The sequence below is a fragment of the Variovorax sp. Soil_C_33 genome (genome assembly GCF_057656935.1).
In genome coordinates this window covers 447,030-468,068 of sequence record NZ_JBDGJK010000002.1, presented here as the reverse complement: position 1 = coordinate 468,068, position 21,039 = coordinate 447,030, and the positions used below count along the sequence as shown (strand labels likewise).

The 21,039-nt window shown below is 67.8% G+C and carries 23 protein-coding genes; 18 read left to right on the top strand and 5 right to left on the bottom strand.

All coding sequences use genetic code 11. The features are described 5' to 3' along the window. Window position 1: 1 nt before the first annotated feature. Window positions 2-100: a K(+)-transporting ATPase subunit F gene (gene kdpF, locus AC3A6B_RS05175; RefSeq protein ID WP_436315237.1), complete on the bottom strand. Its 99-nt coding sequence runs from the start codon at window positions 98-100 to the stop codon at window positions 2-4. 272 nt (window positions 101-372) lie between these two features. On the opposite strand from kdpF, the gene AC3A6B_RS05170 reads away from it, so the two are divergent. The 5 genes from AC3A6B_RS05170 to AC3A6B_RS05150 all read left to right on the top strand — a co-directional run bounded on the left by AC3A6B_RS05170 (window position 373) and on the right by AC3A6B_RS05150 (window position 5,329). Then, window positions 373-2,247: a potassium transporter Kup gene (locus tag AC3A6B_RS05170; RefSeq protein WP_487835687.1), complete on the top strand. Its 1,875-nt coding sequence runs from the start codon at window positions 373-375 to the stop codon at window positions 2,245-2,247. Between the two features lie 137 nt (window positions 2,248-2,384). Then, a complete protein-coding gene (locus AC3A6B_RS05165) occupies window positions 2,385-2,597 on the top strand; it encodes a hypothetical protein (protein WP_487835686.1) in 213 nt (70 codons plus the stop codon). 149 nt (window positions 2,598-2,746) lie between these two features. Continuing rightward, on the top strand, window positions 2,747-3,709 hold the full coding sequence (locus tag AC3A6B_RS05160; protein ID WP_487835685.1) for a Bug family tripartite tricarboxylate transporter substrate binding protein: 963 nt from the start codon (window positions 2,747-2,749) through the stop codon (window positions 3,707-3,709). Window positions 3,710-3,711: 2 nt separating this feature from the next. Further along, on the top strand, window positions 3,712-4,560 hold the full coding sequence (locus AC3A6B_RS05155; protein WP_487835684.1) for a helix-turn-helix domain-containing protein: 849 nt from the start codon (window positions 3,712-3,714) through the stop codon (window positions 4,558-4,560). Window positions 4,561-4,624: 64 nt separating this feature from the next. Then, the gene (locus AC3A6B_RS05150; protein WP_487835683.1) at window positions 4,625-5,329 is read left to right on the top strand and encodes a B3/B4 domain-containing protein; all 705 of its coding nucleotides are present in this window, start codon (window positions 4,625-4,627) and stop codon (window positions 5,327-5,329) included. 16 nt (window positions 5,330-5,345) lie between these two features. On the opposite strand, the gene AC3A6B_RS05145 is transcribed toward AC3A6B_RS05150, so the two are convergent. Then, the gene (locus AC3A6B_RS05145; protein ID WP_487835682.1) at window positions 5,346-6,110 is read right to left on the bottom strand and encodes an SDR family NAD(P)-dependent oxidoreductase; all 765 of its coding nucleotides are present in this window, start codon (window positions 6,108-6,110) and stop codon (window positions 5,346-5,348) included. 100 nt (window positions 6,111-6,210) lie between these two features. On the opposite strand from AC3A6B_RS05145, the gene AC3A6B_RS05140 reads away from it, so the two are divergent. Beyond that, window positions 6,211-6,858, top strand: a complete 648-nt coding sequence (locus AC3A6B_RS05140; RefSeq protein WP_487835681.1) for an SOS response-associated peptidase family protein — start codon at window positions 6,211-6,213, stop codon at window positions 6,856-6,858. Window positions 6,859-6,862: 4 nt separating this feature from the next. On the opposite strand, the gene AC3A6B_RS05135 is transcribed toward AC3A6B_RS05140, so the two are convergent. Further along, window positions 6,863-7,603 (bottom strand): Crp/Fnr family transcriptional regulator, encoded by a 741-nt coding sequence (locus tag AC3A6B_RS05135; RefSeq protein WP_487835680.1) that lies wholly within the window; start codon window positions 7,601-7,603, stop codon window positions 6,863-6,865. Between the two features lie 85 nt (window positions 7,604-7,688). Between AC3A6B_RS05135 and AC3A6B_RS05130 the strand changes: the two genes are divergently transcribed. The 7 genes from AC3A6B_RS05130 to AC3A6B_RS05100 are packed head-to-tail and all read left to right on the top strand — an operon-like array spanning window position 7,689 to window position 15,934. Continuing rightward, a complete protein-coding gene (locus AC3A6B_RS05130) occupies window positions 7,689-9,641 on the top strand; it encodes an AMP-dependent synthetase/ligase (RefSeq protein ID WP_487835679.1) in 1,953 nt (650 codons plus the stop codon). Window positions 9,642-9,699: 58 nt separating this feature from the next. Continuing rightward, window positions 9,700-10,488, top strand: a complete 789-nt coding sequence (locus tag AC3A6B_RS05125) for an ABC transporter ATP-binding protein (protein WP_487835678.1) — start codon at window positions 9,700-9,702, stop codon at window positions 10,486-10,488. Between the two features lies 1 nt (window position 10,489). Then, a complete protein-coding gene (locus AC3A6B_RS05120) occupies window positions 10,490-11,419 on the top strand; it encodes a branched-chain amino acid ABC transporter permease (protein WP_487835677.1) in 930 nt (309 codons plus the stop codon). A gap of 2 nt (window positions 11,420-11,421) precedes the next feature. Beyond that, the gene (locus AC3A6B_RS05115; protein WP_487835676.1) at window positions 11,422-12,498 is read left to right on the top strand and encodes a branched-chain amino acid ABC transporter permease; all 1,077 of its coding nucleotides are present in this window, start codon (window positions 11,422-11,424) and stop codon (window positions 12,496-12,498) included. A 40-nt stretch (window positions 12,499-12,538) separates the two neighbouring features. Further along, window positions 12,539-13,858, top strand: a complete 1,320-nt coding sequence (locus tag AC3A6B_RS05110) for an ABC transporter substrate-binding protein (RefSeq protein ID WP_487835675.1) — start codon at window positions 12,539-12,541, stop codon at window positions 13,856-13,858. 19 nt (window positions 13,859-13,877) lie between these two features. Beyond that, window positions 13,878-14,690 (top strand): ABC transporter ATP-binding protein, encoded by an 813-nt coding sequence (locus tag AC3A6B_RS05105; RefSeq protein WP_487835674.1) that lies wholly within the window; start codon window positions 13,878-13,880, stop codon window positions 14,688-14,690. After that, window positions 14,687-15,934, top strand: a complete 1,248-nt coding sequence (locus tag AC3A6B_RS05100; RefSeq protein ID WP_487835673.1) for a phenylacetate--CoA ligase family protein — start codon at window positions 14,687-14,689, stop codon at window positions 15,932-15,934. The genes AC3A6B_RS05105 and AC3A6B_RS05100 overlap by 4 nt, the downstream gene beginning before the upstream one ends. A gap of 20 nt (window positions 15,935-15,954) precedes the next feature. On the opposite strand, the gene AC3A6B_RS05095 is transcribed toward AC3A6B_RS05100, so the two are convergent. After that, entirely contained in the window at window positions 15,955-16,512 is a 558-nt protein-coding gene (locus AC3A6B_RS05095) for a type 1 glutamine amidotransferase domain-containing protein (RefSeq protein WP_487835672.1), read from the bottom strand. 151 nt (window positions 16,513-16,663) lie between these two features. Between AC3A6B_RS05095 and AC3A6B_RS05090 the strand changes: the two genes are divergently transcribed. From AC3A6B_RS05090 to AC3A6B_RS05070, 5 genes are all read left to right on the top strand, one after another. Then, entirely contained in the window at window positions 16,664-17,998 is a 1,335-nt protein-coding gene (locus AC3A6B_RS05090) for a cytosine deaminase (protein WP_487835671.1), read from the top strand. A gap of 133 nt (window positions 17,999-18,131) precedes the next feature. Then, window positions 18,132-18,605: a ferritin-like domain-containing protein gene (locus AC3A6B_RS05085; protein ID WP_487835670.1), complete on the top strand. Its 474-nt coding sequence runs from the start codon at window positions 18,132-18,134 to the stop codon at window positions 18,603-18,605. 165 nt (window positions 18,606-18,770) lie between these two features. Further along, window positions 18,771-19,055: a hypothetical protein gene (locus tag AC3A6B_RS05080; protein WP_487835669.1), complete on the top strand. Its 285-nt coding sequence runs from the start codon at window positions 18,771-18,773 to the stop codon at window positions 19,053-19,055. Between the two features lie 27 nt (window positions 19,056-19,082). Beyond that, complete coding sequence (locus AC3A6B_RS05075; RefSeq protein ID WP_487835668.1) at window positions 19,083-19,958, top strand: leishmanolysin-related zinc metalloendopeptidase; 876 nt, start codon at window positions 19,083-19,085, stop codon at window positions 19,956-19,958. A gap of 10 nt (window positions 19,959-19,968) precedes the next feature. Then, window positions 19,969-20,250 carry a hypothetical protein gene (locus AC3A6B_RS05070; protein WP_487835667.1) on the top strand — a complete coding sequence of 94 codons (282 nt, stop codon included), beginning with the start codon at window positions 19,969-19,971 and terminating at the stop codon, window positions 20,248-20,250. Window positions 20,251-20,265: 15 nt separating this feature from the next. Here the strand turns inward: AC3A6B_RS05070 and AC3A6B_RS05065 are convergent, their stop codons facing one another. Continuing rightward, a complete protein-coding gene (locus AC3A6B_RS05065; protein ID WP_487835666.1) occupies window positions 20,266-20,955 on the bottom strand; it encodes an alpha/beta hydrolase family protein in 690 nt (229 codons plus the stop codon). Between the last annotated feature and the right edge of the window lie 84 nt (window positions 20,956-21,039).

The following is a 21,039-nucleotide window of genomic DNA, read 5'->3' as shown; positions in this document are numbered from 1 at the left end:
CTCAGAACTCCTCGGCGCAGATCAGCGCAAACACCAGGTAGGCGAACAGGATCACGGCGATGAGGCCTGCGAATCCATAGAGAGCGTCGAGGCCGATCATGTGCGCTCCCCCTTGGGTGCGTCGAGCTTGCACAGCCCGCGCACGGCCTCGGCCATCACGACCCACAGTGCCGCAATGGCGGCAATCCATATGAAGTCCATTCACCACTCCTGCATCGAGAAACAATGCAGTCAGTGTCCGCACGGGTGCATAAAAGCGGGAAACAGAGTGCGCGGAGGGGCGTAAAGAAAGTATAAAAATTTCCACCCTCCGTCAGCGTATGCCGAGCGCCGGCCTATAACCGCGGTCTCGACAACAAACGGTATCTGCGCATGCATCCACCTCGGCAAGGCCTCGGAATCCTCACACTGAGCGCGCTGGGGGTCGTCTATGGCGACATCGGGACAAGCCCGCTGTACACGATGAAAGAGGTCTTCAACCCGGCCCATTCGCTCGCCCTCAATGCTGCGAACGTCATCGGTGCTGTTTCGACGATCCTGTGGGCGCTGATGGTCGTTGTCACGCTGAAGTACGTGGTGCTGATCTTGCGGGCCCACAACCGGGGCGAAGGCGGGATCATGGCGCTGACCGCTCTCGCAGCGAAGGCGGCGGGGAGCACGCCCAAGCGTCACACGCTTCTCCTCCTGATTGGCGTGCTCGGCGCAGCACTCTTCTACGGCGACGCTGTCATCACGCCCGCCATATCCGTCCTGGGTGCGATGGAGGGACTGGAAACCATCACGCCTGCGCTCAAACCGTATGTGCTGCCCATCTCGACGGCCGTGATCATCGGATTGTTTCTTGGCCAGCGCTTTGGCACCGCGGCGGTAGGCAAGCTGTTCGGCCCCATCGTCGTCGTGTGGTTCACCGTGCTCGCTATCACCGGCGTGGCGCAGATCGTCGAGCATCCGGCCATCCTGGCGGCCCTCAATCCGTTGCGGGCCATCGAATTCATGCAGGCGCGCGGGTGGCATCTGTTCGTCGTCATGGGTGCAATCGTCCTGGCGCTCACGGGCGCGGAGGCGCTCTACGCGGACATGGGGCACTTCGGCAAGAAGCCGATTCGCTTGGCCTGGAACACCTTCGTACTTCCGGCCCTCGCACTCAACTACATGGGACAAGGGGCCTTGCTCCTCAGCGATGCCAGCGCGCTCGAGAACCCGTTCTTCCGGCTCTTCCCGACCTTCTTGCTGATTCCCGCCGTCGTGCTCGCGACCATGGCCTCGGTGATCGCGTCGCAAGCCACGATCTCCGGAGCCTATTCGCTGACCAAGCAGGCCGTCCAGTTGGGCCTGCTTCCACGCATGCAGGTGCTGCACACCTCAGAGAAGGAATTCGGGCAGATCTACGTGCCTTTCGTCAACTGGGTCGTGATGGTTGCGGTACTGCTCGCGATGGTGGGCTTCGGAAGTTCCTCTGCGCTCGCGTCCGCGTATGGAATTGCGGTCACGGTCACGATGTTCATCACCACCTTGCTCACCTTCTTCGTTGTCCGGCATGCATGGGGGTATCCGCTGCCCCTCGCTTGGGCGGCGACCGGCGCATTTCTGTTGGTCGATGCCGTGCTCGTGGTCTCGTGTGCGCTCAAGTTCTGGCAGGGCGGTTGGTTTCCGATCGTCCTCGGCAGCGTCATATTCGCGGTGATGGCGACCTGGCGGCGTGGCCGCGAACTGCTGATCGAACACATTCAAAAGGACGATCCGGATCTGTTGCCCTTCATCAGGGAGCTGGCAGTCGACGAGCATGTGCGCCGCACCCCCAGAACCGCGGTCTATGCCGTGGCCAATCCTGACACGGTGCCACAGGCGCTGCTGCACAACCTCAAGCACTACCAGGTGCTGCACGAGCAGAACGTGATCCTCACGGTGCGTTTCGAGGAGGTGCCGTGGGTGCCAGAACAGGAGCGCCTGAAGGTGGAGCCTTTGGTCGACGGGTTCTGGAGGGTGCAGGTGAACTACGGCTTCAAGGACGAGCCCGACGTGCCGCGCGCATTGCGCCTTTGCATGAATGAAGGGCTCGAGGTCGATGAGGCTGCGATTTCGTACTTCCTCAGCCGGGAGATCGTGATCCCGACACGCGGAGCCGGAATGGTGCATTGGCGCGAGGCGTTGTTTGCCACGATGTCACGCAATGCCGGCAGCGTCGGGGATTTCTTTCGACTCCCCCACAACCTCGTGGTCGAACTGGGGACGCGAGTGCAAATATGAATGAAGGCACTGCCCGTGCGTATTGCACACACGCGCCGGCTTTTTGCGACCTCGAGTGTCTTCCTGTGAATTCGTTGCTATCGATTCGTCCTCTGCCTGCGTACAACCCGATGCTTGGATGGAAGGAAGAGGACACCATGGACACGGAAGCCATTGCACTGATCGTCGACGAGCCGATCGCCGGTCATTTCTACTGGGTGCTGCAGAAGCAGGACGGCTCGGACTGCCGCCCCATCGATGCCGCCGAAGGGCCGATGCCGACCTACGGCGCGGCCATGATGGCCGGCATCGCCGCGCTGCAGCGCCGCAGCGATGCGCGCACCAACCCCGGCGCGCAGACCCTGCACTGAGCCTCGGCTTCCCGCGCCGCGCACGCGGGAATTCGCGATTCGATAAGGCGGCCATCTCGAATCGCGTACCCTCCGTTGCTCCCGATCCGGCACACTCGCCGGCCCATCGCGCGGCATTCAGGCTGCGCCTGAAACGAAGAGACAACCCCATGATCCGAAAGCTGCTGACCTCCGCCGTCCTGGCACTGGCGTTCGCCGCCGTGCAGGCCCAGCCCTATCCCGCCAAGCCGGTGCGCCTGATCGTGCCCTTCCCGCCCGGCGGCGGCACCGACATCCTGTCGCGGCTGGTGGCGACCAAGCTCACCGAAGTCAGCAAATGGACGGTGGTGCCCGACAACCGCGCGGGCGCCGGCGGGACCATCGGCATCGCCGAGGCCGTGCGCGCCGCCCCCACCGGCTACGACATGGTGATGGGCCAGAAGGACAACATGGTCGTCGCGCCCTGGCTCTACAAGAACCTCAGCTACGACCCCACCAAGGACCTGACGGCCGTGGCCCACGTGGCCTATACGCCGGTCGTGATCGTCACCCGCGCCGAGTCGAAGTTCAAGACGCTGGCCGACGTGGTGAGCGCCGCGCGCGGCGCGCCGGACAGCATCACCTACGGCTCGCCCGGCAACGGAACCACCATCCACCTGGCCGGCGAGATCTTCAAGACCGCGGCCAATATCAAGATGCGGCACGTGCCCTACAAGGGCTCCAACCCCGCGCTGATGGACGTGCTGGCCGGCAATGTCGACCTCATGGTGTCCTCGCTGCCCTCGGCCATGGGGCAGATCAAGGCCGGCAAGCTGCGCCCGCTGGCCGTGACCTCGGCGCGCCGCAGCAGCTCGCTGCCCGAGGTGCCGACCGTCGCCGAGCTGGGCTACAAGGACTTCGACGTCAGCACCTGGTACGGGCTCTTCGTGCCGGCCGGCACGCCGAAGGAGATCGTCGTCACGGTGAACGCCGAGGTGAATAAGCTGCTGGCCACGCCGGAAATGAAGGCCGCGATCATCGCCCAGGGCGCCGAGCCGCAAGGCATGACGCCCGAGCAGTTCGGCACGCTGCTGAAGACCGACTACCTGAAGTGGCGCGACATCGTGAAGGCTTCGGGCGCGACGATCGAGTAGCGATGTCCTCCTCCGCGCCCCGCCACCGGTGCCGCGTGATCGCCTCGCCCTGGCCGGGCGTCCACAGCGTCCACACCGACAGCGCGCGCAGCTTCGCCAGGCATTCGCATGCGAGCTTCGGCGTCGGCGTGCTGGCGCAGGGGGCGCACAAGTCCGCCAGCGGACGCGGCCAGGTGGAGGCCTGCGCGGGCGACCTGCTCGCGAGCAATCCCGGCGAAGTGCATGACGGGCGGCCCGCGCAGGGCCTGGCGTCCCGGCGCTGGCACATGGTCCACCTGGAAACCGAGGTCCTGGCCTCGATGACCGGGCCGGAGCGTCCGGCCGGCGAGGTGGAATGGACGCACCCCGTGATCCGCGATGCGCGGCTGCGCGCGGTGCTGGTCCGCCTGTTGCGGCGCCTGGAGAACTGGGACGCGGGCCGGCGCACGGATGCGGATGCGCTGGCGTGCGAGGAATCGCTGGTGCAGGCCTGCGGCCTGATGCTCGCGCACCACGCCAACGCCGCGCCGTCCGCGGATGTGAACCCTGACCTCGCGCAGGTGCGCGAGCGCATCGCCGACGAGCTGCTCGCGCCGCCCTCGCTCGCCGAGCTCGCGGCCATGGCAGGGCTCGGCAGGTACCAGTTGCTGCGCCGCTTCGCCGCCGCCTACGGCATGCCGCCGCACGCGTGGCTGCTGCAGCAGCGCGCCGAGCGTGCGCGGCGACGCATCCGCGAAGGCGACACGCTGGCCGCGGCGGCGCTAGCCAGCGGCTTCGCCGACCAGAGCCACATGACGCGCGTCTTCGCGCGGCAATTCGGCTTCACGCCGGGTGCCTGGCAGCGCGCCGCCTCCACGGGCCGGCTGCAATAACGTTCAAGACGCGAGCGGGCGCGCTGTTCGAGACTCGGCGGCTGATCAACTCAGGACAAGCGCCGTGCCGAGTGTTTTCTTTCATCGTGACGAGATCTGGTCCGCGCATCCCGCGCTGGTGCCTTGCGCATGGGTGGCCGAGGGCGTGACGCCCCGGCTGGCCGTGGCCGCCGAAGTCGAGGCGCAGCAGTCGATCGCGCGTGCGCGCCTGGCCGCCGGCCCGGAAGGCGAGTTCCCGGAGATCCAGGCCTGGCGGCGCGTGTTCTCGTCCATGGGCCAGAAGCCCACCCAGGTGCGCTGCGCGGCGGAATCGCTGCTGCGCCGCTTCCGCAAGGAGGACGCCCTGCCGCCGCTGCATCCGCTGGTGGACCTCTGCAATGCGCACTCGATGGCTTTCGCCACCCCGATCGCGGTTTTCGACCTCGCGCACATCGCCGGATCGCTGGAGGTGCGCTTCGCGAACGGCAGCGAAAGCCATGAGGACTTCGCCGGCGTGCAGGAGGCGCCCGCCGGCGGCGAGATCATCTTTGCGGACGCGCATTCGCATGCGCACGCGCGGCGCTGGTGCCACCGCCAGAGCGCGCGTTCGGCCGTGCGTGGCGAGACGCGGCAGGTGCTGATCGTGGCGGAGGCCGTCCACGCGTCGGCCGGCGCGGACATCGCGCGCCTGAAGGACGTGCTCTCGCGCGCGCTCGTCGATGCCGGTTGCGCGGTCCAGGCGTGCAGCCTGCTGAGCCGCGCCGCACCGCGCCTCGCGCTGCCCGGCTGAAAGCGGAATCGGCGAATCAGCCCGCGTCCCGAACGTCGGCCACCGGCTGGGTACCGAAGTCCGCACGCGCCAGGTACTTGAGCACCTTCGCCGCCGCGGTGGCCGGCGTGTCGAGCTGGCCCTCTGCCTTCAGCCGCTCGAAGCGCGCGCGGTCCGGGAACATCTCGGCCTCCGCCCCGCGCAGTTGCACCTGCATGTCGGTGTCGATGACGCCGGGTGCGAGCGAGACGATCTTCGCGCCGCCGCCCAGCGCCGCCTCTTCCAGCGCCACCGCGCGCGAGAAGTGGTCCATGCCGGCCTTGGCCGCGCAATATGGCGCCTGGCTGGCCATCGCATTGCGCCCGAGCCCCGAGGAGATGTTGAGCACGCGGCGCTCGGCACGCCAGCCCCGGGTGGCGGCGAGGAAAGCCGAGCTCAGCAGCATCGGCGCCTCCAGCCCGACGCGCAATGCGTGCGCCAACTCCGCGGGCACCGCTTGCGACAAGGGGCGCGGGCGGCCGATGGTGCCGGCGTTGTTGATCAGGGTGGCGCGCTCGAAGGCCTTCGGCTCCAGGCCTTGCAGCCAGGCGGTGAGCCGCGCCGCGGCCGCGACCGGCTCGGCCAGGTCCTGCTGCCACTGTTCGAGCTCGGCGCCGGCTTCGCGGGCGCGCGCGGCGAGCTGCTCGTCGGCCTGGCGCGAAATGCACAGCAGGCGCTGCCCGGGCTGCAGCAATTGTTCGGCCATGGCGCGGCCGAGGCCGCGGGAAGCCCCGGTGATGACGGTGAGCTGGGATGAATTCATGGGCGATCTCGTGAAATGGTTCATTGACGGCGATGCGCCGTGCGGCACTGATGCTAAAGGCGAGTTGACGAAACGCGAGTCGGCTTTCTAAAGTCGGCCGATGCCGATCCAATACGAGCCCACCCGCGATCAGCGCCGTTACGCCGAGCTCTTCGGCCTCGCGTGTGCTGCGCAGGCGCCGCTGGTTCGGCCGGGCGAGCAGGGACTCTTCATCCGCCGGCCGCGCGCCGACCGCGAGGGCAGCGCCGCCGCGGCCCGCTTCGAGATCGCCCCGGGCCGCTGGGGCCTGATTCCCCTCTTCGCCAAGGAGCGCGAATACCCCTTCACCTTCGAAGCGCGCGGCGAGACCGCCGCCAGCGAGCGCAACTTCCACCAGCCGTGGAAGCGCGGGCATCGCTGCGTAGTCCTGGCCGACGCGCTGTTTCGCCGCGGCGAGCACCATGAGGCCGTGGTGCGCGTCTCGCGTGTCGACGGCCAGCCGCTGGCGATGGCGGGTTTGTGGAACGGATGGCGCTCGCCGGAGGGCGAGTGCGTGGAAAGCTTCGCCTTGCTGACGCTGCCCGCCATGGATCAGCGCGAGCAGCGCTGGGTGGTCTTTCTCCGCGAGGCGTGGATCGACGACTGGCTGCACTGCCCGGTCGAGGAAACGGCCGCCTACCTTCGGCCCTATGCCCAGGACAAGCTGGTGCGCCGGACCCTCCTGCACGACCCGAGCATTCCCCTGCCCCAGCGCGCGCCCGCCGCCTGAAGCCTCAAGCGCCGCCCCTGCCTCCCACAGCCCCCACGCGCAGGGCCGCGAGGTCGAGCACCCGAAGCCCGCCGTATTCGACACGGATCGCGCCCTGCGCCTGCAAGGTGCGCAGCGCCTCGTTGACGCGCTGGCGCGAGAGGCCGATGAGGTAGGCCAGCTCTTGCTGCGTGATGCGCAGCAGCTCGCCCACGCCGGGGAACAGCACCGGGTTGAACAGCGCCGCGAGGTTGCGCGCCACGCGCGCATCGGGGTTGTTGAGCCGGTCGGCCTCGCGCGCGGCGATGAACTGGCCGAGCCTTTCGTTGAGCTGGTTCATCACGAAGCGGTTGAAGCCGATCGAGTGGTCGAGCAGCCAGTGGAAGTCGTCGATCGGCAGGCCCGCCACCACGCTGCGGCGCAGCGCCTGGATGTTGTAGCGGTAGGGCTCGCGCTTGAGCGCAGTGCCTTCGCCGAACCAGCCGCCCGGCGGCAGGCCGCTGTAGGTCATCGAGGTGCCGTCGGCGTTGTCGTTGCTCATCTTGAGCAGCCCCTCGACCACGCCGAACCAGTAGGTCGGCGCCCGGCCGATGCGGCACACCAGGTCGCCGGGCTCGGCCTCGCCGACCACCACGGCCGCTTCGGCGCGGCGCCGCTCGACAGGCGTGAGCGTGCGCAACCAGGGAATGTTGGCCAGCTCTTCGAGCGTGGCCGGCCGCACGCGATCGCGGATCGACGAAGTGCCGCTGGAACTGCCTAGGGTCATCGGGAAACTCCGGGGAGGGGTGTCCCTAGGATTGTCGTTGAAACGACAAGATAACGACAAGCTTGGTTCTACAGTCCGCCCCATCGTGCAGACCAAAGTCAACACATTCCCCCGCCTGCTGCTGGCCCACGCCGCGCAGCAGCCCGACGCGCCCGCCATGCGCGAAAAGGACCTCGGCATCTGGCAGACCTGGAGCTGGGCGATGGTGGCCCGCGAGGTGCGCGAGATCGCCTGCGGGCTCGCCAGCCTGGGCTTCAAGGCCGGCGACAACCTCGCGATCGTCGGCGCCAACCGGCCGCATCTCTATGTGGCGGTGCTCGCCGCGCAGAGCCTGCGCGGCGTGCCGGTGCCGCTCTACCAGGACGCGGTGGCCGGCGAGATGGTCTTCATGCTGGAAGATGCATCGATCGAATTCGTGATCGCCGAGGACCAGGAGCAGGTCGACAAGCTGCTGGAATGCCGCGAGCTGAAGAAGCAGGGTGCGGGCATCGGCCACATCGTCTACGACGACCCGCGCGGGTTGCGCCACTACGACCAGCCCGGCCTGCTGGGCTACGACAAGCTGCGCGAACTGGGCCGCGCCTTCGATGCCGCACACCCGCGCTTCTTCGACGAAAGCGCGGCGAGCGTGGAGCCCGGTGACGTCGCCGTGATCCTCTACACGTCGGGCACCACCGGCCGGCCCAAGGGCGTGTGCCAGACGCATGCGAGCTTCATCGCCGCAGGCCGCGGCGGCGTCGAGACCGACAAGCTGGGCCCCGGCGACAACCTCATGAGCTACCTGCCGATGGCCTGGGTCGGCGACCACCTGTTCTCGGTGGCGCAATGGCTGGTGGGCGGCTTCACGCTCAACTGCCCGGAGTCGAGCGAGACGGTGATGAACGACATGCGCGAGATCGGGCCGAGCTACTACTTCGGCCCGCCGCGCACCTTCGAAGGCCTCTTGACCGCAGTCTCGATCCGCATGGAGGACGCGGCCGCGCCCAAGCGCTGGCTCTATGCGAAGTTCATGGCGCTGGCGCAGCGCGTGGGCGCCGACCTGCTGAACGGCGCGCCGGTGCGCCTGGGCGACCGGGCGATGTACGCGCTCGGCGACCTGCTGGTCTACGGGCCGCTGCGCAACGTGCTGGGCATGAGCCGCATCCGCGTGGCCTACACCGCAGGCGCTGCGATCGGGCCCGACCTGTTTCGCTTCTACCGCTCGATCGGCGTCAACCTCAAGCAGTTCTACGGCCAGACCGAGACCTGCGCCTATGTGTGCCTGCAGCAGGACGGCAAGGTCAAGCTGCAGACCGTGGGCAGCGCGGCGCCTGGCATCGAGCTCAAGATCGCCGACGACGGCGAGGTGCTGGTACGCGGCGTGTCGGTGCTCAAGGAGTACTACAAGCGCCCCGACGCAACGGCCGAGGTGCTCGATGCCGAGGGCTACTTCCACACCGGCGATGCCGGCGTGATCGATGCCGAAGGCCACTTGCGCATCATCGACCGCGCCAAGGACGTGGGCCGGCTCGCCGGCGGCGCGATCTTCGCGCCCAACTACATCGAGAACAAGCTCAAGTTCTTCCCGCAGATCAAGGAAGCGGTGTGCTTCGGCAACGAGCGCGACGAGGTCTGCGCCTTTGTCAACATCGACTACGAGGCGGTGGGCAACTGGGCCGAGCGGCGCGGCCTGGCCTACGGCGGCTACGTCGACCTCGCGGGCAAGCCCGAGGTGCTGGCGCTCATCGGCGAATGCATCGCCAAGGTCAACGCCGATCTCGCGAGCGAGGACGGCATGGGCGAGACTCAGATCGCCCGCTTCCTGGTGCTGCACAAGGAACTGGACCCCGACGACGACGAGCTCACGCGCACGCGCAAGGTGCGGCGCGGCTTCATCGCCGACAAGTACCGCGTGCTGGTCGATGCGCTCTACGGCGGCAAGGCCGAGCAGTACATCGAGACCCAGGTCAAGTTCGAGGACGGACGCACGGGCGTGGTGAATGCCACGTTGAAGATCGTGGAAGCGAAGACGTATCCGACCCTGAAGGCGGCGGCATGAGACGCCGGGCCGCTCCCAAGTCGAACAGCACCGCAGCGCATGGCGCGGAGGTCAGCCAGTGAGCAGCGCACGCAAGATCGGCGAGGTCATCCTCGACGTGCAGAACATCTCCTTGAGCTTCGGCGGCGTCAAGGCGCTGGCCGACATCAGCTTCGACGTGCGCGAGCACGAGGTGCGCGCCATCATCGGCCCCAACGGCGCGGGCAAGAGCTCGATGCTCAACTGCATCAACGGCGTCTACCAGCCGCAGCAGGGCTCCATCACCTTCCGCGGCCAGACCTTCCACCACATGAACCCGCGCCAGGTGGCCGAGATGGGCGTGGCGCGCACCTTCCAGAACCTGGCGCTGTTCAAGGGCATGAGCGTGCTCGACAACATCATGACCGGGCGCAACCTCAAGATGAAGAGCGGCCTGTTCGCCCAGGCGCTGCGCTGGGGCCCGGCCGAGCGCGAGGAGATCGCGCAGCGCGAGTTCGTCGAACGCATCATCGACTTCCTCGAGATCCAGCTGCACCGCAAGACGCCGGTGGGCCGCCTGCCCTACGGCCTGCAGAAGCGCGTGGACCTCGGCCGCGCGCTCGCGATGGAGCCGCAGGTGCTGCTGCTCGACGAGCCGATGGCCGGCATGAACGTGGAGGAGAAGCAGGACATGAGCCGCTTCATCCTCGACGTGAACGACGAGTTCGGCACCACCATCGTGCTGATCGAGCACGACATGGGCGTGGTGATGGACATCAGCGACCGCGTGGTGGTGCTCGACTACGGCAAGAAGATCGGCGACGGCACGCCGCACGAGGTGCGCAGCAACGAAGACGTGATCCGGGCGTATCTCGGGACGGAGCACTAGCATGGCCTTCTTCCTCGAGACATTGTTCGGCGGCCTGATGGTCGGCATGCTCTACGCGCTGATCGCGCTGGGCTTCGTGCTGATCTTCAAGGCTTCGGGTGTCTTCAACTTCGCCCAGGGCGCGATGGTGCTGTTCGCCGCGTTGGCGATGGCGCGCTTCGCCGAATGGGTGCCGGTCTGGAGCGGCATCGCCAACCCCTGGTTCGCCAACATCGCGGCCTTCGTGCTCGCGGGGGCGCTGATGTTCGCGCTCGCCTGGGCCATCGAGCGGCTGGTGCTGCGCCACCTGGTCAACCAGGACGGCGCGACCCTGCTGATGGCCACGCTGGGCATCGCCTATTTCCTCGACGGGCTGGGCCAGACGATCTTCGGCAGCAACATCTACAAGATCGACATCGGCATGCCCAAGGATCCGATCTTCGCCTTCGACACGGTGTTCCAGGGCGGCATCCTGCTCAACAAGGAAGACCTGATCGCGGCGGTCATCGCGGCTGCGCTGGTGGTGCTGTTGTCGCTCTTCTTCCAGAAGACCGGCACCGGCCGCGCGCTGCGCGCCGTGGCCGACGACCACCAGGCGGCGCAATCCGTCGGCATCCCGCTCGCGCGCATCTGGGTCACCGTGTGGTGCGTGGCGGGCCTGGTGGCGCTGGTGGCCGGAATGATCTGGGGCAGCAAGCTGGGCGTGCAGTTCTCGCTGGCGACGGTGGCGCTGCGCGCGCTGCCGGTGGTCATCCTCGGCGGGCTGACCTCGGTGCCGGGCGCGATCCTCGGCGGGCTGATCATCGGCGTGGGCGAAAAGCTGTCCGAGGTCTACCTCGGCCCCTACGTGGGCGGCGGCATCGAGATCTGGTTCGCCTACGTGCTGGCGCTGGTGTTCCTGCTGTTCCGGCCGCAGGGGCTGTTCGGCGAAAAAATCATCGATCGGGTCTGAACATGCTCTACAGAGAAAACGGCCAGTTCAAGACCACCTACCGCGCCGACCAGCAGGTCTTCCCGATCCTGCAGGACCGCGTCTTCATTGCCCTGGTGCTGGCCATCGCCTTCGTCGGCGTGCCGCTGATGGCGAGCGACTACCTGTTCCGCGCCATCCTGATTCCGTTCCTGATCTTCTCGCTGGCAGCCGTCGGCGTGAACATCCTGGTTGGCTACTGCGGCCAGATCTCGCTCGGCTCGGGCGCCTTCATGGCCGTCGGTGCCTACGGCGCCTACAACTTCTTCGTCCGCGTGCCGGGCATGCCGCTGATCCCCGCGCTGATCCTCGGCGGGCTCTGCGCCACGGCCTTCGGCATCCTGTTCGGGCTGCCCAGCCTCAGGGTGCGCGGCCTGTACCTGGCGGTGGCGACGCTGGCGGCGCAGTTCTTCGCCGACTGGATGTTCCTGCGCATCAAGTGGTTCACGCTCGACACGCCTTCCGGCTCGGTCGCGGTGTCGAACCTGCAGGTGTTCGGCCTGCCGCTGGAAAGCGCGTTGAGCAAGTACTGGTTCTGCCTGGTGGCGCTGGTGATCATCGCGATCCTGGCCAAGAACCTGGTGCGCGGCGCGATCGGCCGCGAATGGATGGCGATCCGCGACATGGACGTCGCCGCCGCGGTGATCGGCATCCGGCCGATGTACGCCAAGCTCAGCGCCTTCGCGGTCAGCTCCTTCATCATCGGCCTGGCCGGCGCACTGTGGGCCTTCGTGTACCTCGGCGCCTGGGAACCCTCGGCCTTCTCGGTGGACTACTCGTTCCGCCTGCTCTTCATGGTGATCATCGGCGGGCTGGGCTCGATCATGGGCAGCTTCTTCGGCGCCGCCTTCATCGTCATCCTGCCCATCGCCCTCAACCAGTTCCTGCCGGTGCTGGCCGGCCTGTTCGGCATCGAGATCTCCACCGCCGGCATCGCGCATGCCGAGCTGATGATCTTCGGCGGCCTCATCGTTTGGTTCCTGATCGTGGAGCCGCACGGGCTGGCCAAGCTCTGGTCGACCGCCAAGCAGAAGCTGCGCCTGTGGCCTTTCCCGCATTGAGTTTCTCGCCGTGTTCCATCCAACTGACAAGGAGACATCCATGAAACTTCGCAAACCCCTGATCGCCCTGGCCGCGGGCCTTGCGGGCCTTGCAAGCGCAGGCGCCTCCGCGCAGGCCAAGGAGCAGTTCATTCCCGTGCTGTCGTACCGCACCGGCGCCTTCGCACCCAACGGTGCACCCTGGGCCAACGGCTTCGTCGACTACCTGAAGCTGGTCAACGCGCGCGGCGGCATCAACGGCGTGAAGGTGGCCTGGGAGGAGTGCGAGACCGGCTACGACACCGCGCGCAGTGTCGAGTGCTACGAGCGCCTCAAGAGCCGGGGCGCGTCGTTCGTGCAGCCGTTGTCCACCGGCGCCACCTTCGCCATCACCGAGAAAGCGCCGGCAGACAAGATTCCGGTCCTCACGGTCGGCTACGGCCGCAGCGAGAGCGCCGACGGCACGGTGTTCAAGTGGAACTTCCCGATCGCCGGCACCTACTGGGTCGCCTCCGACGCGATCGTCCAGGCCATCGGCAAGAAGGAAGGCGGCCTGGACAAGTTGAAGGGCAAGAAGGTCGCGCTGGTCTACCACGACAGCCCCTATGGCAAGGAGCCGATCCCGCTGTTGCAGGAGCGCGCGAGGATGCATGGCTTCGACGTGCAATTGCTGCCAGTCACCGCGCCCGGCGTCGAGCAGAAGGCGACCTGGCTGCAGATCCGCCAGGCCCGGCCCGACTACGTGCTGCTCTGGGGCTGGGGTGTGATGAACTCGACCGCACTGAAGGAAGCGCAAGCCACCGGCTACCCGCGCGAGAAGATGTACGGCGTCTGGTGGGCGGGCGCGGAGCCGGACGTGAAGGACGTCGGCGACGGCGCCAAGGGCTACAACGCCGTGACGATGCAGCACGGCGCCGAGCCGCAGGCCAAGTTCGTCAAGGACGCGCTCGCGATGGTGCACGACAAGGGCCAAGGCACCGGGCCGAAGGCCGACGTCGGCCAGGTGCTCTACGTGCGCGGCGCGATGAGCGCGATGATCGGCATCGAAGGCATCCGTGCGGCGCAGGAGCGCTTCGGCAAGGGCAAGGTGATGACGGGCGAACAGGTGCGCTGGGGCCTGGAGAACCTGAACCTGACACAGGCCAAGCTCGACGCGCTGGGTTTTGCGGGCGTGATGCGGCCGATCAGCACCTCGTGCGTCGACCACATGGGCGCATCGTGGGCACGCATCCACACCTGGGACGGCAAGGAATGGAAGTTCACCTCCGACTGGCTGCAGGGCGACGAGCAGGTGATCAAGCCCATGGTCAAGAGCACCGCCGCCAAGTACGCGGCCGAAAAGAAGCTCACTGCCCGCCCCCCTGAGGATTGCCAATCCTGATCTGGAAACGGTCACGCCCATGAGCAGCGCCAACATCGTCCTCAACGTCAACGGCATCGAGGTCATCTACAACCACGTGATCCTGGTGCTCAAGGGCGTTTCGCTCCAGGTGCCCGAGGGCGGCATCGTGGCGCTGCTCGGCGGCAACGGCGCGGGCAAGACGACCACGCTGCGCGCGGTCTCCAACCTGCTGGCCGGCGAGCGCGGCGCCGTGACCAAGGGAACGATCGAGCTGCGCGGCGAGCGCATCGAGGCGCTCACGCCGGCCGAGCTGGTCAAGCGCGGCCTGATCCAGGTGATGGAGGGGCGCCACTGCTTCGCCCACCTGACGATCGAGGACAACCTGATGACCGGCGCCTACACGCGCACCGACGGCAAGGCCGCCGTCGCCGAGACGCTGGAGAAGGTCTACGCCTACTTCCCGCGCCTGAAGACGCGGCGCACCTCGCAGGCCGCCTACACCTCGGGCGGCGAGCAGCAGATGTGCGCCATCGGCCGCGCGCTGATGGCCAACCCGACCATGGTGCTGCTCGACGAGCCCTCGATGGGCCTGGCGCCGCAGATCGTGGAAGAGGTGTTCGGCATCGTGAAGGACCTGAACGAGAAGGAACGCGTGACCTTCCTGCTTGCCGAGCAGAACACCAACATGGCGCTGCGCTATGCCGACTACGGCTACATCCTCGAGAACGGCCGTATCGTGATGGACGGCGAGGCGCAGAGCTTGCGCGAGAACGAGGACGTCAAGGAGTTCTACCTCGGCGTCGGCGGCGCGGACCGCAAGAGCTTTCGCGACGTCAAAAGCTACAAGCGGCGCAAGAGGTGGCTCGCATGACCGATTTCTACGACAAGCTGGAAGTGCGCGACCCCGCGGAGCGCGAGCAGGACTTGCTGGCGGCGCTTCCCAAACAAATTGGGCAGGCGCAGACCGCGGCGCCGGCCTTCGCCAAGATCCTCGATGGCGTCAAGGCCCAAGATATCACGAGCCGCGAGGCGCTGGCGAAGATTCCGGTCACGCGCAAATCCGAGCTGCTCGAACGACAGAAGGCCCAGCGTGCGAACGACCCCTTCGGCGGTTTCGCGGCGATCCACTTCGGCCCGCGCATGACGCGCGTGTTCGCCAGCCCCGGCACCATCTACGAACCCGAGGGCGAAGCGCGCGACTACTGGCGCACCGCGCGTGCGCTGCATGCCGCGGGCTTTCGCGGCGGCGAGCTGGTGCACAACTGCTTCAGCTACCACATGACGCCGGCCGGCGCGCTCATGGAGAGCGGCGCCCACGCGCTCGGCTGCACCGTGTTCGCGGGCGGCACCGGCCAGACCGAGCAGCAGGTGGAAGCCATCGCCGACCTCAAGCCCGCCGGCTACGCGGGCACGCCGAGCTTCCTCAAGATCATCCTCGAGAAGGCTGCGGAAAAGAACATCGCATTGCCCTCGCTGACCAAGGCGCTGGTGTCGGGCGAGGCCTTTCCGCCCAGCCTGCGCGACTGGATCGCCGAGCGCGGCGTGGCCGGCACGCAGTGCTATGCGACGGCCGACCTGGGCCTGGTGGCCTACGAGACCTCGGCGCGCGAAGGCCTGGTGCTCGACGAGGGCGTGATCGTGGAGATCGTGCGCCCGGGCACCGGCGACCCGGTGCTCGAGGGCGAGGTCGGCGAGATCGTCGTCACCACGCTGAACCCCGACTACCCGCTGATCCGCTTCGGCACCGGCGATCTCTCGGCCGTGCTGCCGGGGCACTGCCCCACCGGCCGCACCAATACCCGCATCAAGGGCTGGCTCGGCCGCGCCGACCAGACCACCAAGGTGCGCGGCATGTTCGTGCATCCCGGCCAGGTGGCCGAGATCGCGCGGCGCTTTCCGGAAGTGCAGCGCGCGCGGCTGGTGGTCGAAGGCGAGATGGGCGACGACCGCATGACGCTCAGGCTTGAATGTGGTGCGGCCGCCGAAGGCCTGGCGGAACGCATCGCCGAAGCGATCCGCGACGTCACCAAGCTGCGCGGTGCCGTCGAATTCGTGGCGCCCGGCAGCCTGCCGAACGACGGCAAGGTGATCGAGGACGCGCGCAGCTACCGGTAGGGCTGCAGGCGCGCGGCCGCTCAGGCGTGCACCCGCGCCCCGGCGAACAGCTTGACCATCTCGCGGTCGAAGGCCGGCAGGTCCTGCGGCTTGCGGCTCGTGATCAAGCTGCCATCGACCACGACCTCGCGGTCCACCCACTTGGCGCCGGCATTCGTGAGGTCGGTGCGCAAGGAGGGCCAGGACGTCAGCGTGCGGCCCTCGACCGCGTCGGCCTCGATCAGCGTCCAGGGTCCGTGGCAGATCGCGGCCACCGGCTTGCCGGCCTTGACGAAATCCCGAACGAAGGCCACGGCCTGCTCGTTGATGCGCAGCGCATCCGGATTCATCACGCCGCCGGGCAGCAGCAGCGCATCGAATTCGTGCGCGGCCGCCTGCGCAAGCGGCACGTCGACCTCGAACACATCGGCCGGGTCATGGTGCTTCCAGCCGCGCACGCCGCCGTTCGCCGGCGAGACGATCTGGGTGTCGGCGCCGGCGGCATCGAGCGCCTTGCGGGGTTCGGTCATCTCGGCTTGCTCGAAGCCGTCGGCGACGAGGATGGCGACTTTCATTCCCTTGAGTTTCGTATGGGGCATGGGGAGATCCTTCCATGGATTGCGGCTCTCCAAGCTAGCGCCGCCACGCGCCCGCCGGATCGGTACGCATCGGCTCTGCCTGTCGGACAGTTCGACGGCACGACCCTCGGCATGCTCCTTGCGACGGCCGGAGCTCGTTACGATTCTTGCAATGACGCACGCCTTCTTTCATCCGCCCGCCAGCCCCCGCTTCGCGCTGCGCAACCTGCGTGCGCCCCGCTGCCTCGTCCAGGCCGATGTGCCGACCGGCGCCGACGATGAACTCGCGCCCATCGACCTGCTGGTGGACCACGGCCGCATCGCCGCCATCGAGCCCGCGGGCACGCTGCCGGCCGAGCTCGGCCCCGACCTCGACGCCTCGATGCTGCTGCCGGGGATGGTCGACTGCCACACGCACCTGGACAAGGGCCACATCTGGCCGCGCCAGGCCAACCCGACCGGCGACGGCGCCGGCGCCTCGATGGCCACGCAGCGCGACCGCAACGCGCACTGGAACGCCGAGGACGTGCACCGACGCATGGAGTTCGGCCTCGCGACCGCCTATGCCAAGGGCGTGGTCGCGATCCGCACGCACCTCGACTCGCTGGCGCCGCAGGCCGCGATCTCGTTTCCCGTGTTCCGCGCGCTGCGCGAGCGCTGGGCCGGGCGCATCGAGCTGCAGGTGTCGTCGATCGCGCCGCTCGACATCTTCCTGACCGATGAAGGGCGCCAGCTCGCCGACATCGTCGCCGAGAGCGGCGGCCGGCTGGGTTGCGTGACGCGCTCGGGCGCTTACCCCGGCGACCCGATGCCGCCGGACCTGGACGATGCGCTGGTGCGCGTGTTCCAGCTCGCCGCCGAACGCGGGCTCGACCTCGACCTGCACGTCGACGAATCCACCGATCCGCGCTCGCGCGCGCTGATCCGCGTCGCGCGCACCGCGGTGGCGCAGGGCTTCGCCGGCCGCATCCTGTGCGGCCACTGCACCGCACTTGCGCTGCAGACCGACGAGTTCATCGAAGAAACCATCGCCGCCTGCAAGGACGCCGGCATCGACATCGTGAGCCTGCCCACGGTCAACATGTACCTGCAGGACCGCAGCCAGGAAGCGCGCACGCCGCGCTGGCGCGGCGTGACGGTACTGCATGAGATGAAGGCGCGCGGCCTGCGCGTGGCGGTGGCCGGTGACAACTGCCGCGATCCCTTCTACGCCTACGGCGACCACGACATGCTGGACACCTTCACCCAGGCGGTGAAGATCTTGCACCTGGACCATCCGCTTTCCGACTGGATCCGCGCCGCCACCGAGACGCCGGCCGCGATCATGGGCACGGCCCACGGCGTGCTGAAGTCCGGCGCCATGGCCGACCTGCTGGTGCTCAAGGCGCGCAGCTATTCCGAGATGCTTGCGCGCACGCAGTTCGACCGTGCCGTGCTGCGCGCCGGCCGCGAGATCGACACGACGCTGCCGGACTATCGGCTGCTCGACGACCTCATGCTCGCCTGAGCAGCGGCCCGCCCCGGGGCGACGAAACCCTACACGCGCCGTCAGGCGGCACTGACGTTCCGGGCCCGGTGCGGCGCAATCATGAGAACTCCAGCAACCCTCCTCGCGGAGGCAACCAAGGAGTATTTTCATCATGGCAACGGACACCGGAATTCTGGCCGCCGACGACGTCGTCGACGTGCTGAACGATCTGCTCGAGAACTCGCGCGACGGCGAATACGGCTTTCGCACCTGCGCCGAGGAAGTGAAATCGGCCAACCTGAAGCAGCTGTTCAACGACCGCGCCGCGTCCTGCGGCCAGGCGGCCAGCGAACTGGCGCAGCTGATCCTGGGCTACGGCGGCAAGCCGGCCGAAGGCGGCACCGCCGCCGGCGCGGTGCACCGCGGCTGGGTGCATGTGAAGGGCATGGTGGGCGCCAACAGCGAGCTCTCGATGCTCGAGGAGTGCGAGCGCGGCGAAGACGCAGCCATGGCGCGCTACCGCAAGGCGCTGAAGCAGAACCTGCCGGCCGACGTGCGCGCGGTGGTCGAACGCCAGGCCGAGGGCGCGCAGCGCAACCACGACCAGATCAAGCTGCTGCGCGACGAAGCGCGCACGCGCAGCTGACGGATGTGCTGCCGGCGCGGCGTGCTGCCGCGCCGGTGCCCTGCCCGCGTCAATAGCGCAAAGACGCGTCGGCCTGAGTACGACGGACGGCCGGGTAATACCAATGGCTACTACCGGCCGCAGGCGGGCCTGAACACAATCGCCCCCGAACTCTGGGAGAAAGCGATGGAGCCTGCCGTAGAAATCACCAAGTGCGGCGAACGAAACTTCAACTCGTATGTCGGTATCGGCGACGGTACCCGGCGCTACGAGCGCGAAGGGCTGCCCTCGGTGGCCGAATGCCTGCAGGACGCCGCGGCCGCGCTGGGCGCCGAATTCCGCTACGCGACCATCACCTTCGACAACGTCATGATCGGCAGCTATCCGGTCGCGGTGATGGGCCACCGCGCGGTGGAGGTCGCCGACGAGCTGCTGGTGAAGCGCTCCAATCCGCCCGTGCGGTACGCCTGAGCGAACAGGCCCTCCAAGAGGCGAACGATGGCAACCACCAGGAAGAAGGCGGGGGCGATCGAGACCTTCATTGCACACGCCAGCGTGAAGGCGAATGCCAGCGCGGCGGCGATCAAGTCAGCCTACGAGATCGAGGTGCGCTTCGTCGGCGGCCTGACGGCGACGCAGAAGAACGCATTCAAGACGGCCGCGAAACGATGGTCGAAGGTCATTGTCGGCGACCTGCCCAGCGTGATCGTGAGCGGCGAGGTGATCGACGACCTGCTGATCATGGCGCAGGGCGTTCCGATCGACGGCCCGGGCAAGATCCTCGGGCAGGCCGGCCCCACGCATTTGCGCCCGGCCTCGGCCGGCGCCAACGCCTTCCTGCCGGCGAAGGGGCTCATGTCCTTCGATACCGCGGACCTCGCGAAGATGCAGGCCGACGGTACCCTGGTCGACGTGATCACCCACGAGATGGGCCACGTGATCGGCATCGGCACGATCTGGACCGTCAAGGGCCTGCTGACCGGCGCCAGTACCATCAACCCGCATTTCACCGGCACGACGGCGAAGAAGGAATACGGCGCGCTCAAGGGCACCGGGCCGACGCCGGTGCCGGTCGAGAACACCGGCGGCCCCGGCACGGTGGACAGCCACTGGCGCGAGACGGTGTTCAAGAACGAGTTGATGTCCGGCTTCATCGCAGCGACGAACAACCCGCTGAGCCGGCTCACGGTGGCGAGCCTGCAGGACCTGGGCTATGTGGTCGACCTGGGCGCCGCCGAGCCGTATTCGCTGCCCGACCTTCAGGCCATGGCCGAAGCAGGATTGATGGCCGTGCATGCCGACGAAGAGCATCCGCACGCGCTGCCGATCTTCGCGCCGAAGGTCCTGCCGGAAGGCAGCCTGATAGACCATTGAGAGGCCGACGATGCCGCGAATGCTGCGTCCGAAGGCGGCGGTGCTGCCGGATTCCGCGCTGGTGCCGGACGCGAACCTGAAGCCGCCGCCGAAGCGGTTCACGCACCAGGTGGTGGCCGAGCAGCCGTTCTACTACGCCGCGGCGCAGGCCGACGCGGCTCCCGATGGCCGCTTTGCACCGGGCACCAGGCTGCTGTTGCTGGAGCACGGCGACGGGCCGCTGTGCTGGGTGCAGGACGGGCAAGGCCTCTGCGCGGCCACCCCCTTCGCGGGGCTGCGCGCGCTGCGCTGAGCGCATCCTGAAAGACTACGGCGTGGCCACGTGCCCCGCGTGCATCCAGAGCGCCATGCCGTCGAGCAGCTCTTCCATCGCCTCGTCGTCGCTGCGGCCCGAGCGCCGCGGCACGTGAAAGGAATGGTCCGCATGGGCGACCTCCATCAGCGACCCGCGGTCTCCCAGTGCCTCGACCACCGCGCGAATCCGGCCGAGCTCTGCGAGCTTGTCCTCGGTGCCTTGAATGAACAGCATGGGCAGCTGCACGTCGGACAGATGCGCAGCGCGCTCGGTCGAAGGCGTGCCGGCCGGATGCAGCGGAAAACCCAGAAAGACCAGGCCGGCCACGCCGGGCAGCGGCGCCAGCGCTTGCGCCTGCGAGCTCATCCGGCCGCCGAATGACTTGCCGCCGGCGAACAGGCGAAGCGATCCGAACATCTCGGAGGCCCGCGCCACAGCGGCGCGAACCGCGGCATGGGCAACGCGAGGTGAATCGGGACGCTTGCTGCCGAGCTCCATGTACGGGAACTGGTAGCGCAAGGTCGCGATCTTCCGTGCGGCCAGGCCCTCCGATACCGCGCTCATGAACGGATGCGCCATGCCCGCCCCCGCGCCGTGAGCGAACACGTAGCAGGCCGTCGGATCGGCCGGCACCTGCGCGAGCGCGGAGACGCTCACGCTGTCGCCGACGGGAATGGAGATCTTTTGCGTTCCGGGCGTCATGCTGGGCGGGCTGGAGGAGGTGGGGAGCGCCAGTATGCCGCGCCGCGCCCTGGCTCAGCCAGCGTTCTTTTGGTAGCGCTATCT